This window comes from Salinimonas lutimaris (assembly GCF_005222225.1).
GTDB classification, from domain to species: Bacteria; Pseudomonadota; Gammaproteobacteria; order Enterobacterales; family Alteromonadaceae; genus Alteromonas; species Alteromonas lutimaris.
Genome location: NZ_CP036536.1, coordinates 3,705,494 through 3,718,261, shown reverse-complemented (window position 1 = coordinate 3,718,261; position 12,768 = coordinate 3,705,494). Strand labels below are relative to the sequence as shown.

Here is a 12,768-nt window from a genome sequence, read left to right as displayed (position 1 = left end):
AACACTTATGGTGTGGCTGAACAAATCAGCAACAGACCAAACAATGGAGAACAGAATGAGCGACAAAATTATCCAGTTAACTGATGACAAATTTGAAGCAGACGTTATCAACGCTGAAGGTCCTGTACTGGTAGACTTCTGGGCTGAGTGGTGCGGCCCTTGTAAAATGATCGCGCCAATCCTGGAAGAGGTTTCTTCCGAGTACGAAGGCAAGTTAACAGTTGGAAAGTTGAATGTCGACGAAAATAACGAAACGCCGCCTAAATATGGCATTCGTGGCATCCCAACTCTGTTACTGTTCAAAAACGGTAATGTTGCAGCGACCAAAGTGGGCGCACTATCAAAAGCGCAACTAACCGAATTCCTGAACGAAAATCTGTAATTTTTTTAGTTCGGAATAAAACAAAATGCCGGCATTTTTACAGATGCCGGTTTTTTTCCTTTTTTTATCACCACAGTCATCCAAAAATTAAAACAGGCTGTATATCACAGCGGTATTTAATTAATCACGTCCTGCTCGTATAAAATATAAAGTTTTTTTACATTTACAAGCAAAAAACTGGACGTCATAAAGTTATGGTGCTAACGTTCAATTAGCTCTCATCTGAGCAGCGTTCTGCTTGCCCATATCCGGGCCTATAACCTTTTCTTTATAACGAGCTAAACAACGAGATAGAGACGAAAGTCCCTGTAAGCGAAGTCCAAGCACAAAGACCCACCAGTATGAATTTAACTGAATTAAAGAATAAACCAATCAACGAATTGGTTGCCCTGGCCGAAGAAATGGGCCTGGAAAATATGGCGCGAGCCAGAAAGCAAGACATCATTTTTTCCATCCTGAAAACACACGCTAAAAGCGGTGAAGATATTTTCGGTGATGGGGTTCTGGAAATACTTCAGGATGGATTCGGGTTCTTACGCTCGGCTGACTCATCCTATCTTGCAGGACCAGATGACATCTATGTTTCTCCTAGCCAAATCCGACGTTTCAACCTTCGTACAGGCGATACCATCGCCGGAAAAATCAGACCTCCTAAAGATAGCGAACGCTATTTTGCGTTGCTGAAAATTCGCGAAGTAAACTTCGACAAGCCTGAAAACTCACGCACTAAGATCCTGTTTGAAAACCTGACGCCGCTGCACGCTGAATCACGCCTGCGGATGGAACGTGGTAATGGTTCAACAGAAGATATTACCGCACGGGTTTTAGACTTGGCATCGCCAATTGGTAAAGGTCAGCGTGGTCTGATCGTGGCGCCGCCTAAAGCAGGTAAAACATTACTGCTGCAAAACATTGCCCAGTCTATCGCAGCCAACCAGCCCGATTGCGAGCTGATGGTACTGCTGATTGACGAGCGTCCTGAAGAAGTCACTGAAATGCACCGTCTGGTGCAGGGTGAAGTGGTTGCTTCAACCTTTGATGAACCAGCCAGCCGCCACGTTCAGGTTGCTGAAATGGTGATTGAAAAAGCTAAGCGTTTGGTTGAGCACAAGAAAGACGTGGTTATCCTGCTGGACTCTATCACCCGTCTGGCCCGTGCCTACAACACTGTGATTCCGTCATCAGGAAAAGTACTGACTGGTGGTGTGGATGCCAACGCACTGCATAAACCAAAACGTTTCTTTGGTGCTGCCCGTAATGTGGAAGAAGGTGGTAGTCTGACCATTATCGCCACAGCCCTTATCGATACCGGTTCTAAAATGGATGAAGTTATCTATGAAGAATTTAAAGGTACCGGTAACATGGAACTGCACCTGCACCGTAAGATTGCAGAAAAGCGGGTATTCCCGGCTATCGACTTTAATCGTTCAGGTACCCGTCGTGAAGAATTGCTGACTAGCCAGGATGAATTACAGAAAATGTGGATCCTGCGCAAGATTGTGCATGAAATGTCGGAAATTGACGCCATGGAATTCTTAATCAATAAGCTTTCCATGACCAAGACCAACGACGAGTTCTTTGATGCGATGAAACGTCAAAAAAGCTAACCAGCTAATAGCTTTAAAAAACGCGCTCTCTGAAGCGCGTTTTTTTATTTCCACTGTTTACTGATTGCGCTACTGTGAAGAAAACCTCACAGGGAATCAGCATGAAAAAAACAGTTTTGGGATTATCGTTACTCTTATCCAGTAGTTATCTTAATGCCGCATCGAATGTCGATGCGCTGGTTGATAAAGTCGAGCCGGATGTCATTAAGTGGCGCCATCATTTTCATGAATTTCCGGAGTTGTCGAACCGGGAATTTAATACTGCAAAATACATTACCGAATTTCTGCACACCCTGGATTTGAAGGTGACCACCGGTGTTGCGAAAACAGGCGTGGTGGCTGTGCTGGATACCGGTAAGCCCGGTCCGGTAGTGGCCCTGCGTGCAGATATGGACGGCTTGCCTGTGCCTGAGCAAAATACATTGAGCTGGAAGTCTGAACAAACCGCAGAGTATAACGGTAAAACCGTCCCGGTGATGCACGCCTGTGGCCATGACACCCATATGGCAATGCTGATGGGAGCAGCCCGGGTGCTAAGCGAAATGAAAGGCGAATTACGGGGGAAAATTAAGTTTATCTTTCAGCCCGCAGAAGAAGGTGCGCCTCCCGGTGAGCAGGGCGGGGCAGAGGTGATGGTGAAAGAAGGCGTGCTGAAAAACCCGGATGTGGATGTCATTTTCGGACTGCATATCAACGCCAACACCGATATCGGTAAAGTCCGTTATACTCCGCAAGGGGCGATGGCGGCGGTCGATCCGTTTAAAATTGTTATTAAAGGAAAGCAGGCCCATGGCGCCTACCCATGGAAAAGTGTTGACCCCGTGGTAACCGCCGCGCAAATGGTGATGTCGTTACAGACCATTGTCAGCCGGGAGCTGAAAATTATAGACAGTGCTGCTGTGGTCTCTATCGGTTCTATTCACGGTGGTAACCGTTCTAATATCATTCCCAACGAGGTTGAGCTGGTGGGCACAATTCGCACACTGGACAAAGAAGCCCGGGCCCTGATGTATGAAGCCATGCCCCGAAAGGTGAAGGGCATTGCTGATAGCATGGGTGCACAAGCCACCCTGACACTTCCGCTGGACTACAGCTATCCGATTACCTACAACGACCCTGACCTGACGACAGCGATGTTACCGGTACTTAAGCAGACTGCTGGTGAAGATAACGTGCTGTTGTCGAAGCCGGTGACAGGTGCTGAGGACTTTGCATTTTATCAGGAGCAGGTTCCCGGATTATTTTTGTGGGTAGGCGGTAAGCCCCTTGATGTACCTGAAGAAACATCACCGGCTCATCATACGCCAGAGTTCTACGTGGATGATAAGGGAATGAAGCTGGGTGTGCGGTTATTAGCCAATATGACAATAGACTACCTTAAAAAGAACTAATATATTTTAATGATAATTTATTTTTTACAGGTACTCTTCGTTGAAGTCAGGGATTTTAGCAGCAGCACTCGCTGCCCTGAGCGTTGCATTAAACCTTTTGCCAGAGCCGGTCAAAACCGAAGGGCTTGTGGTGTTTGGCATGATTCCGGTGATATTTGCCGCGCTTTCCCTGCCGCTGCGCTGGACGCTGGCAATTACCCTGATAGCCGGCATGCCTTTGCTATGGCGCTTCAACGATGTGGTTCCGGTTTTTTTGCTGTTGTTGCAGCCGTTAATTACCGGTCTGTTCAGTTATCGTAAAAGCCACCTGCATGCCTTAAAAAGCGGGGGCATTGCCTGGTCCTGTATCGCCTTGCCGGGGTTACTGGCCTATCAGGCCGCCGTGATGGACTCGCCGCTGGCCACAGTATTTAGTGCCACCACCGCGACCTGGCTGTCTGGCATGGCAGCGCTGGTAGCCGGGCATCTTGGCTATCTGGTCTGGATTGCCACCCGGCACAGTGACCATCGCACACGGCTGCCGTTTAAATACCTGCTGACTTATGTGTTCGCGGCGGTCTTTTTTGCCGGCAACATGGCGGTAAACTTCTTTTATGTTCATGCGTTTCAGACTTCCCAGCAAAATAGCATTGATAGTTACCTGACCCAGCGTACCCGGGTACTGGCCGAAGAAGTGGACGACTTTTTGCTCAGCCATCAGGCGGCGGTTATTCAGGCGGCACAAACGTTATCGTTACCCCAGCTAGGCAATAGTCAGGCTGATATTCTGACCATTCTGGCCAATCAGCATCCGCAGTTTCTGACCTTTCTTGTTACCGACAGCCAGGGCCAGATAACCCACGCTTATCCGCTGGCGCTAATGGAAAAAGCCCGCCAGGCGGGAATGATAAATGTGCAAAGCCGCCAGTATTTTTCGCAGGTCAGACAAACCGGACAGCCTTTTATATCGCAGGCTTTTGAAGGGCGGGGATTTGGGGCCGACCCAATTGTGGCGATTTCAGCGCCACTCACCCGGTCTGACGGACGGTTTGACGGTATTGCTGAAGGTTCTTTGTCACTGTCATCGTTTCGCCGTTTTGATCAGCAGAATCTGGAAGGATTTGCCATGCTGATTCAGGATAATATTGGTCAGGTGATTTATGCCTCCGGCCAGCTCGGCCTCAGTCCGCTCAGTACGCCGTCAATAAACCCGTGTCTGGAGGAGTCCTGCGCCGGTCAGTGGCAGATGCAGGAGCGGTTGTGGATGCGTGACATCTACCCGGCTAAATCACAGGAGTGGACGGTCAGCCTGTTCTACGACATGGCTAAGTTTGATCTTAGTACCAGCGAATATCTGGTTATGGCGTTGAGTATGCTGCTTGGCGTTTGTGTCATTGGTTTCCTGTGCGGTTATATGCTGGCCCGGCACCTCGCGGCACCGCTACAAACGCTGGTAGAGCACTTTTCCCGCTTTGATCCCAGTCGCAGTCAAACATTACAGCTGGCTGATGGCAGGCGTCTTGAACTGGAAGAGGTATATGCACTGGACAGCGCTTTTACCGCCCTGCAAACCCGGCTACTCAATGCGTTTAAGCAGCTGGATACGCTGAATCATACGCTGGAAAACCGGATTGATGAGAAAACCCGGTCACTGGAAGAAGCATTACAGCAAACCCGCAACGCCAATAAGGCTAAAAGTCAGTTTCTGGCGAATATGTCCCATGAAATTCGCACGCCCTTAAATGGCATCATTGGCAGTTGTGAAAATTTGCTGGTCAGCGACCTGCCTGAAGATACCTATCGACGGGTAGACATTATTGCTCAGTCTGCCGGTAATCTGTCGATGATTCTTGACTCCATTCTGGACTGGTCAAAAATAGAAGCCGGAAAAATGCAGATAGAGCAGATTCCGTTTGGTTTATCTGACTTGCTTGAGGGAGTGGCATGCCTGCACCGTCCGGGGGCGGAACAAAAGGGCCTGAAACTTTACCTGCATCACAGCGATGATTTGCCTGATTCCGTCAAAGGCGACCCGGGACGGCTTAATCAGGTACTCAACAACCTGCTCAGTAATGCCATTAAGTTTACCGACCAGGGAGATGTGTCAGTGTCTGCCTACTACAATAACGAACGGCTTACGTTAATGGTTGCTGATACCGGTATCGGTATCTCAGCGCAAAGCCAGCCCCATATTTTTGAACAGTTCGAACAGGCTGACTCCTCTACCACGCGCCATTACGGCGGAACCGGGCTGGGTTTACCGATCACCAAAAAACTGGTTGATTTGATGGGCGGTGACCTGCGTCTGGAAAGTGAACCGGGGCGGGGGAGTCGGTTTATTATTTCACTGCCCTTTGCGCCTGCTACCGAAAAGCCGGTTAGTGACGAAAAGCCCGTGTTTGAGGTGCGTAAAGGGGCGGTGGTACTGGTGGTGGAAGACAACGACATCAACGCACAAATTGTGATTGATTTACTCAAACATTACGGACTGAAATGCCTGCGGGCCAAGGATGGTCAGCAGGCACTGCAGATTGTTCAAAAACGCGCATTTGACATCATTTTAATGGATTGCCAGATGCCCGTGCTTGATGGCTTTGCCGCCACCCAGGCCATCCGGCGGCTTTCCGGGCCGGTAAAAGACACCCCCATTATTGCCCTGACCGCCAATGCCTACAAAGAAGACATTGCGGCTTGTCATGAGGCCGGCATGAATGCCCACGTCAGCAAGCCGGTAAACCGGTTAAACCTGTTTGCAGCGATGGGCAAATTTATTGGTCAGCCTCGCCAGCCTTAGCCGGGTCGGGCTTTCGCTCGAGCAGGTACAGCACTACGTAGCCGGCGATAGCTGAGACCAGCGAGCCGGCCAGAATACCCACCCGTTCGTCAAACATACGGTTGACGCCAGAGTCTTCAAAGGCCAGTGAACCGATGAACAGGCTCATAGTGAAGCCTACCCCGCACAGCAGTGAACAACCGTAAATGTGCTTGAAGTTCAGGTCCTTGGGCAGAGTGGCCAGTTTCATTTTCACCACCAGCCAGCAAAATGCGAATACGCCCAACTGCTTACCAACAACCAGCCCCAGAAAAATACCGAAGGTGACCGGATGAAAAATACCTTCCGGCTTAATAGCACCAAAATCAATGCCGGCATTGGCAAACGCAAAAATGGGCAGAATAGCAAAGCTCACCGACGCGTTAAGTTCATGCTCAAGTTTGGTGACCGGTGAATAGGAAGGGTCGCTTTTGCTGCGCATAGGAATAAATGCCGCCAGCATCACACCGGCCAGCGTAGCATGCACACCAGATTTTAATAAGGCTACCCACAGCACCAGCCCAACCAGAATATACGATGGCAGATCAACAATATGGCGACGGTTCATGAACCAGAGCACAGCCAAACAACCAGCTGCCACTATCAGGGCTGTTTCGGTAATATTGCTGGTGTAGAAAAACGCAATAATTAAGATGGCACCGATATCATCGATGATAGCCAGCGTGACCAGAAAGATTTTGAGGCTGGAGGGAACCCGACTGCCCAGCAGGGCCAGAATACCCAGGGCAAAGGCAATGTCGGTAGCCGCCGGAATAGCCCAGCCGGATAACGCCTGACTGTCACCCCAGTTTACCCAGACATAAATCAAGGCCGGAAACAGCATACCACCGATGGCGCCAGCGGCAGGAAAGACAATTTCTTTAGGGTTTGAGAGCTCGCCCTCACACACTTCCCGTTTTAGTTCCAGTCCGACATGGAAAAAGAATATCGCCATCAGGCCGTCGTTAATCCACAATAGCAGGGGTTTTTCTATGCCCCAGTCACCCGCAGCAATCACTACCGGAATGTCAATCAGCTGATTATACAGACCGGACATAGGCGAGTTGGCCACAATAAGTGCCAGGGCGGTAGCGACCATCAGCACGATGCCGGCTGAGGATTCTCGTCGTAAAAAGTTGTCTACAACTTCATTAAGATGTTCGACTTCTTCCTTAATGTCCTCTTTCAGGTTCATTATTTCTCCTGTAATACCGACGTTTTAAATGACTGGGCGGCCAGACTAAGCGGCCGGTTTTTACGGGTTACCACATGCCACTGATTGCTTAGCGGAAATCCTTCCACATGCAGTTTCTTTACGCTGTTGGGGGCGGTTTGGGCCAGTGTATGCTCCGATAAAATAGCGAGTCCTAGCCCCGAGGCCACTGACAAGCGGATAGCTTCGTTGCTTTCAACAATCATCGGGTCGATAAAATTAAAGTGATGTTCGCGGCAAAACTCATCCACGCTTTTGCGGGTGCCACTGCCGGCCTCGCGCAGTAAAAATTTCTGATCAGCCAAATCGTGCAGGGTGCAGTGGTCTGGTCCGGTATAATCCGAAGGTGCAATAACGACCAGATCGTTACCCATAAACGGTTCGGCTTGCGTGGCTTCTTCTTGTGGGGGATGGCTGAAGATATATAAGTCGTCCCGGTTATTTTTAAGACGCTCCAGAATCTGCTCACGGTTACCGACATGAAAATTGACGTCGATATTCGGGTGCTGCTTACAAAAAGCCCCCAGTAGAGGTGGTATCACGTACTTGGCCGTGGTCACCGCAGCAATGCGCAAAGAGCCGCTTTCCATCCCCTGCAGTGACTTGATTTGGGAGAGCATACGGGTTTGCGAAGCCATCATTTCCTGGGCACAGCGGTATACAATCTGACCAGCTTCGGTCATCCGGGTTTTTCCGTTAAGCTGTTCTAGCAGGGGCAGGCCCACCACACTGGTGAGCTTTTTTAACTGCAGGGAAACCGTGGGCTGTGAGAGCGACAGCGACGCTGACGCGGCGGTGACTGAACCGCTGTCTACCACTTCCTGAAATACTTCCAGCAGTCTAAACGTCAAACTATTCATAAACCTTCTTGGTAAATACCATTGAAAAAAACCGTAATATAGTGAGCTTTGTAGATGAAAACGCAGAGCTTGGTTCAATTTTGCCGCTGGCATTGTGTAGGTTTTCGCCTAAATTTACGCTACAATCTTGCGCCTTTAACGGCACCGGATTTTAATTTTCCGGTGACAGTTTCTCCGACATCTACATCTCACGAGGAAGCATTTGATGGCAAAAGTCGCAATCGTTATGGGCTCTACTTCTGACTGGCCGACCATGCAACAGGCCGCGCTGATGCTTAAAGACTTTGGGGTTGAATTTGAGGCGCAGGTCGTCTCTGCCCACCGTACTCCAAATCTGCTGGTTGAATTTGCAGAAACGGCGGCTAACAAGGGCTTCAGCTGTATTATTGCCGGTGCAGGCGGTGCTGCACATCTGCCAGGCATGATTGCCGCCCATACTCACCTGCCAGTGTTTGGCTGCCCGGTTAAATCCAAAGCATTGAACGGGCTGGATTCTTTGTTATCGATTGTGCAGATGCCAAAAGGTGTGGCAGTGGGAACGCTGGCGATTGGTGAAGCTGGAGCTGCCAATGCGGGCCTGCTGGCTGCTCAGGTGGTAGCATTGCAGGATGAAAATGTACGCGAAGCGGTGAAAGCCTTCCGTCAGCAACAAACTGAAAAAGTGCTGGAAAGCGGCAAGCTGGAGCTGGATCAATGAAAGTAGTGGTATATGGGGACGGTCAGCTGGCGCAGATGATGTATCTGGCGGGCGTGCCACTGGGGATTGAAGTACAGGCGGTGGACGTGAAATCGGACACCGTGGTGCATCCCGTCAGCAAGCTGCCGGTCAATCAAAGCCTAAAAGATGCATTGGATGAAGCCGATGCGCTGACAGTGGAATTTGAGCATGTGCCTGAGCGATTGCTTGAGCAGGCGGCCGACACCGGTAAGCTGATGCCTTCCATGGACGCTATTCTGGTTGGGGCTGACCGGGTGCGTGAAAAGCAGCTGCTGGAGCAGCTTAAGGTAGCTAACTGTCCGCACCGGATTGTGACCGCGCTGGAGCAGCTGGATGACTGCATCGACGCGCTGGGCGATAAGTTGATCATCAAAGCCAGTCGCGATGGTTATGACGGCTATGGCCAGTGGCGATTAAAAGACGCCGGGGAGCTGCCCGCATTAAAAGCAGCCCTGCAGGAGCTGGACTTACAGCAGGTACCGCTGGTGGTTGAGCAGATGCTGTCGTTCGAGCGGGAACTGTCGCTAATTGGTGTACGCAGTGCTGCTGGTGATATCAGGGTCTATCCTTTGGCACAAAATCTCCACCACGAAGGCCAGCTGCACGTATCCGTGGCACCGGCCAATGCGGTGGATACCGCCTTGCAGGCACAGGCTGAAGCGATTTTTACCACACTGGCTAATGGCATGCAGTATGTTGGCGTGCTGGCAGTGGAAATGTTTCAGTGTGGCGATACCCTGTTGGTCAATGAGCTGGCACCGCGCGTGCATAACTCCGGGCACTGGACACTAACCGGCAGTGATACCAGCCAGTTTGAAAACCATCTGCGCGCTGTGGTTGGCTTACCATTAGGCGATACCAAAGCCCATCGTCCGGCAGCCATGGTCAATGTCATCGGTTGTAGCTCTTTTTCCAGAGATTTACTGAGTATTGAAGGGTGTCATTTGCACTGGTATGGCAAAGCTGTGCGGAAGAAGCGCAAAATGGGACATATTAATCTGACGGCGGCCACCTACGCCGAGCTGGGGGGCAAACTAAACCAGCTGGCTGAGTTTATGCCTGAAGGCAAATTTCCCTGCCTTAAAGACGAAGCTGAACGCCTTAAAAAGCTTTAAAAAGCTAAAATTTCATCAGGTTGCGGGTTTATTGCGCAGTTGAAAAATATATGCTTGACAACCTGTGATAAAAAACTAAAATACGCCCCGCTTGATGCAGCAAGACGCGACATCAGGCAGGCTTCAAAAGATGAAGTGCGTGTGCCGACTTAGCTCAGTTGGTAGAGCAACTGACTTGTAATCAGTAGGTCGCCAGTTCGATTCCGGCAGTCGGCACCATTTCTCTTCTTTCCTCTCTATATATTTTCCACCTGTTGCCAATTTACCTGTGTGCAGTACTATGGACAAAAATATCCATAGGAAGGCGTGTATGACCTTATTTACGCGAACGCTGGCAGGGTTATGGCTGGCATGTTGTTCATCTCTTGCACTGGCACAAATTACTGTAGAAGATGCCTGGTTGCGGGCCCCTGTTGCGATGTCCACATCAGCGGCAGGCTACATGACACTGCATAATCAAACCGGGCAACCGATAACACTCACCGGTATTTCTGTTAGTCCACAAATTGCCGCGAAAGCCGGTCTGCATCAAACACTGGATAAAGACGGCCTGATGAGTATGCGGCCTTTACCTTTACCTCTGAAGCTGGCCGGCGATGAAACCCTGGCGTTTACGCCTGGCGGCAAACACATCATGCTATCTGGCCTGAAAACCACACTGACAGCCGGCGACACGGTGACATTAACGCTTTATTTTACGGATAGTATCAATCAGACGGTATCGTTTGCTGTCAAAGCCGGTAATACTATGCAAGGTGATCATCAGCATCACGATTAAACCAACAGAATTTTTCGATTAGTAATCCAGTACGTTGTTTTAGTAGTATCAATAAAAGTAAATTATATAGACTAAATTAATCGTTTAAACGAATGAGAGGTCAATGATGAGCAAGATTGATATCGGAATATCAGAAAATGATCGTAACGCAGTCGCCGAGGGTCTGAAGCGCCTGCTGGCAGACTCCTATACACTTTATCTGCAAACTCACAATTTTCACTGGAATGTGACCGGTCCGCATTTTCGTGAACTGCACCTGATGTTTGAAGAGCATTACACCGAGCTTGCTGAAGCGGTTGATGATATCGCTGAGCGTATCCGTACGCTGGATGTGGTTGCACCAGGCACATACAAGACACTGGCTGAATTAAGCGCCATTGAAGAGGTGGAAGGCGTACCTGAAGCGATGGAGATGGTGGGGCTACTGACTCATGGCCATGAGCAAGTAGTTAAAACCTGTCGTGAAGCGCTCAAAACGGCTCAGGACGCAGATGATGAGTCTTCTGTGGCACTGATTTCAGATCGTATGCGTGTGCACGAAAAAACCGCCTGGATGCTTCGGGCAACACAAACTAAATAACAGGGTAACGCAGGTTTTTATCCTGTAAACCCATTCCGGAAAGCCCGCTAGCTCTGCTATCGGGCTTTTTTGTTTACTGACTGGTCGGCACTGTGCAGTGCTGGTGACTGGTGCCTGCAAGTGAACCGACAAGCGCTGTTATTCTGCCTTTTATGACAGGCATCTGTTCGACAAACTGATCCTGCCAGGGCCTGGTGACGGTAACCATAGCGTAGTATTCATTTTTTTGCTGCAAAGCAACATCAGTCGCCTGAGGCTGACTGATACAGACCGTTTAAGGACAACCCAATGCATAAATTACTTGCAGGCCTGCCACTGGCCCTGTCTGTTTTATCCGCCCCGATACTGGCTGACGATGAGATGTTTGCCCCGGAAGTCAAAACTATCAAGATGACGCATGTACAGTCCGGTAAGTCTGCCGGTATGGTTAAGGTTGAGCAAACTGATGACGGACTGGTACTCACCCCGTCACTGACAGGCCTGAAGCCGGGCGGTCATGGTTTTCATGTGCATGAAAACCCAAGTTGCGACAGTGCCATGAAAAAAGGTGAATCCGTGCCGGCAGGAGCAGCAGGAAGCCACTATGACCCTGAAAAAACCAAGTCTCATGGCTATCCGTGGGCTGAGCATAATCATCTGGGCGACTTGCCCTTACTGTATGTGAACGATAAGGGAGAAGCGACCACACCGGTGCTGGCCCCTCGACTGGACATGGATGATCTTAAAGGGCGGGCGCTGATGGTTCATGAAGGCGGTGACAATTATTCGGACTCGCCACAAAAACTGGGTGGCGGTGGTCCCCGCGTCGCATGCGGTGTTATCTGATGAGCTATTCGTATTGACTAAAGCGGGCATTAGCCCGCTTTTTTGTGCTTATTCGGCGCCGGTCCAGGGGCATCAAAGGCCTGACCTTTGAGTGATACCCGCCCACACAGAATATCTTTAAACATCACCCAGTCGCCCATCAGACTGTAAAGGGGATAGCGAAATGTTGCCGGGCGGTTTTTTTCAAAAAAGAAATGCCCGACCCAGGCAAACCCATATCCAACCAGCGGTACGGTGAACAGCCAGACTGACTGCTGACTTAACAGCGCCATTGCCAGTATCAACAGCACCAGCGACGAGCCGGCAAAGTGTAACTGTCGACAGGTGGCCTGAGCATGCTCACTTAAATAGTAAGGGTAAAATGCGGCAAAGCTGGTAAAGCGCGAAGACATCGACTTTCACCTGTACTGTTAATCAGATGTAAACTGTAAGCGGGGCTGACAGGGAAAGCAAGCCACGTTTTGGCTTGTTTTTTTACCTCCCGCGCCCCATATCATGAGCAAACAAG

General features: G+C 50.0%; 12 protein-coding genes and 1 tRNA gene. 10 read left to right on the top strand and 3 right to left on the bottom strand.

Features of this window, described 5'->3' with window-relative positions; translation table 11 throughout:
• The first annotated feature begins 55 nt into the window (after positions 1-55).
• The 4 genes from trxA (at position 56) to EZV72_RS16390 (ending at position 6,153) form a co-directional block, all read left to right on the top strand.
• Positions 56-382, top strand: coding sequence for a thioredoxin TrxA (gene trxA / locus EZV72_RS16405; RefSeq protein WP_137168243.1), 327 nt, complete (start codon positions 56-58; stop codon positions 380-382).
• Between the two features lie 341 nt (positions 383-723).
• Entirely contained in the window at positions 724-1,989 is a 1,266-nt protein-coding gene (gene rho / locus EZV72_RS16400; protein WP_137168242.1) for a transcription termination factor Rho, read from the top strand.
• A gap of 101 nt (positions 1,990-2,090) precedes the next feature.
• Positions 2,091-3,380 carry an amidohydrolase gene (locus EZV72_RS16395; protein ID WP_137168241.1) on the top strand — a complete coding sequence of 430 codons (1,290 nt, stop codon included), beginning with the start codon at positions 2,091-2,093 and terminating at the stop codon, positions 3,378-3,380.
• A 40-nt stretch (positions 3,381-3,420) separates the two neighbouring features.
• Positions 3,421-6,153 (top strand): ATP-binding protein, encoded by a 2,733-nt coding sequence (locus EZV72_RS16390; RefSeq protein ID WP_137168240.1) that lies wholly within the window; start codon positions 3,421-3,423, stop codon positions 6,151-6,153.
• Here the strand turns inward: EZV72_RS16390 and nhaA are convergent.
• Positions 6,128-7,366 (bottom strand): Na+/H+ antiporter NhaA, encoded by a 1,239-nt coding sequence (gene nhaA, locus EZV72_RS16385; protein WP_137168239.1) that lies wholly within the window; start codon positions 7,364-7,366, stop codon positions 6,128-6,130. The two genes, EZV72_RS16390 and nhaA, sit on opposite strands and share 26 nt — an antisense overlap.
• Positions 7,366-8,244 carry a LysR family transcriptional regulator gene (locus EZV72_RS16380; protein ID WP_175405148.1) on the bottom strand — a complete coding sequence of 293 codons (879 nt, stop codon included), beginning with the start codon at positions 8,242-8,244 and terminating at the stop codon, positions 7,366-7,368. The genes nhaA and EZV72_RS16380 overlap by 1 nt, the downstream gene beginning before the upstream one ends.
• 205 nt (positions 8,245-8,449) lie before the next feature.
• Between EZV72_RS16380 and purE the strand changes: the two genes are divergently transcribed.
• From purE to sodC, 6 genes are all read left to right on the top strand, one after another.
• Entirely contained in the window at positions 8,450-8,941 is a 492-nt protein-coding gene (gene purE, locus EZV72_RS16375) for a 5-(carboxyamino)imidazole ribonucleotide mutase (protein ID WP_137168237.1), read from the top strand.
• Entirely contained in the window at positions 8,938-10,077 is a 1,140-nt protein-coding gene (locus EZV72_RS16370; protein ID WP_137168236.1) for a 5-(carboxyamino)imidazole ribonucleotide synthase, read from the top strand. The genes purE and EZV72_RS16370 overlap by 4 nt, the downstream gene beginning before the upstream one ends.
• Before the next feature lie 143 nt (positions 10,078-10,220).
• Positions 10,221-10,296: transfer RNA gene (locus EZV72_RS16365), tRNA-Thr, on the top strand.
• A gap of 91 nt (positions 10,297-10,387) precedes the next feature.
• Positions 10,388-10,855, top strand: coding sequence for a copper chaperone PCu(A)C (locus EZV72_RS16360; protein ID WP_175405147.1), 468 nt, complete (start codon positions 10,388-10,390; stop codon positions 10,853-10,855).
• Between the two features lie 106 nt (positions 10,856-10,961).
• On the top strand, positions 10,962-11,435 hold the full coding sequence (locus EZV72_RS16355; RefSeq protein ID WP_137168798.1) for a Dps family protein: 474 nt from the start codon (positions 10,962-10,964) through the stop codon (positions 11,433-11,435).
• A 288-nt stretch (positions 11,436-11,723) separates the two neighbouring features.
• Entirely contained in the window at positions 11,724-12,260 is a 537-nt protein-coding gene (gene sodC / locus EZV72_RS16350; RefSeq protein ID WP_137168234.1) for a superoxide dismutase family protein, read from the top strand.
• Between the two features lie 29 nt (positions 12,261-12,289).
• On the opposite strand, the gene EZV72_RS16345 is transcribed toward sodC, so the two are convergent.
• Positions 12,290-12,652, bottom strand: a complete 363-nt coding sequence (locus tag EZV72_RS16345) for an Mpo1-like protein (RefSeq protein ID WP_137168233.1) — start codon at positions 12,650-12,652, stop codon at positions 12,290-12,292.
• Positions 12,653-12,768: the final 116 nt, after the last annotated feature.

Excerpts from the sequence above, each read along its gene's own strand:
- sodC (WP_137168234.1), top strand. The coding sequence starts at position 11,724 with ATGCATAAATTACTTGCAGGCCTGCCACTGGCCCTGTCTGTTTTATCC.
- nhaA (WP_137168239.1), bottom strand. The coding sequence starts at position 7,366 with ATGAACCTGAAAGAGGACATTAAGGAAGAAGTCGAACATCTTAATGAA.
- EZV72_RS16370 (WP_137168236.1), top strand. The coding sequence starts at position 8,938 with ATGAAAGTAGTGGTATATGGGGACGGTCAGCTGGCGCAGATGATGTAT.
- EZV72_RS16345 (WP_137168233.1), bottom strand. The coding sequence starts at position 12,652 with ATGTCTTCGCGCTTTACCAGCTTTGCCGCATTTTACCCTTACTATTTA.
- EZV72_RS16360 (WP_175405147.1), top strand. The coding sequence starts at position 10,388 with ATGACCTTATTTACGCGAACGCTGGCAGGGTTATGGCTGGCATGTTGT.
- EZV72_RS16355 (WP_137168798.1), top strand. The coding sequence starts at position 10,962 with ATGAGCAAGATTGATATCGGAATATCAGAAAATGATCGTAACGCAGTC.
- purE (WP_137168237.1), top strand. The coding sequence starts at position 8,450 with ATGGCAAAAGTCGCAATCGTTATGGGCTCTACTTCTGACTGGCCGACC.
- EZV72_RS16380 (WP_175405148.1), bottom strand. The coding sequence starts at position 8,244 with ATGAATAGTTTGACGTTTAGACTGCTGGAAGTATTTCAGGAAGTGGTA.
- rho (WP_137168242.1), top strand. The coding sequence starts at position 724 with ATGAATTTAACTGAATTAAAGAATAAACCAATCAACGAATTGGTTGCC.
- EZV72_RS16395 (WP_137168241.1), top strand. The coding sequence starts at position 2,091 with ATGAAAAAAACAGTTTTGGGATTATCGTTACTCTTATCCAGTAGTTAT.
- trxA (WP_137168243.1), top strand. The coding sequence starts at position 56 with ATGAGCGACAAAATTATCCAGTTAACTGATGACAAATTTGAAGCAGAC.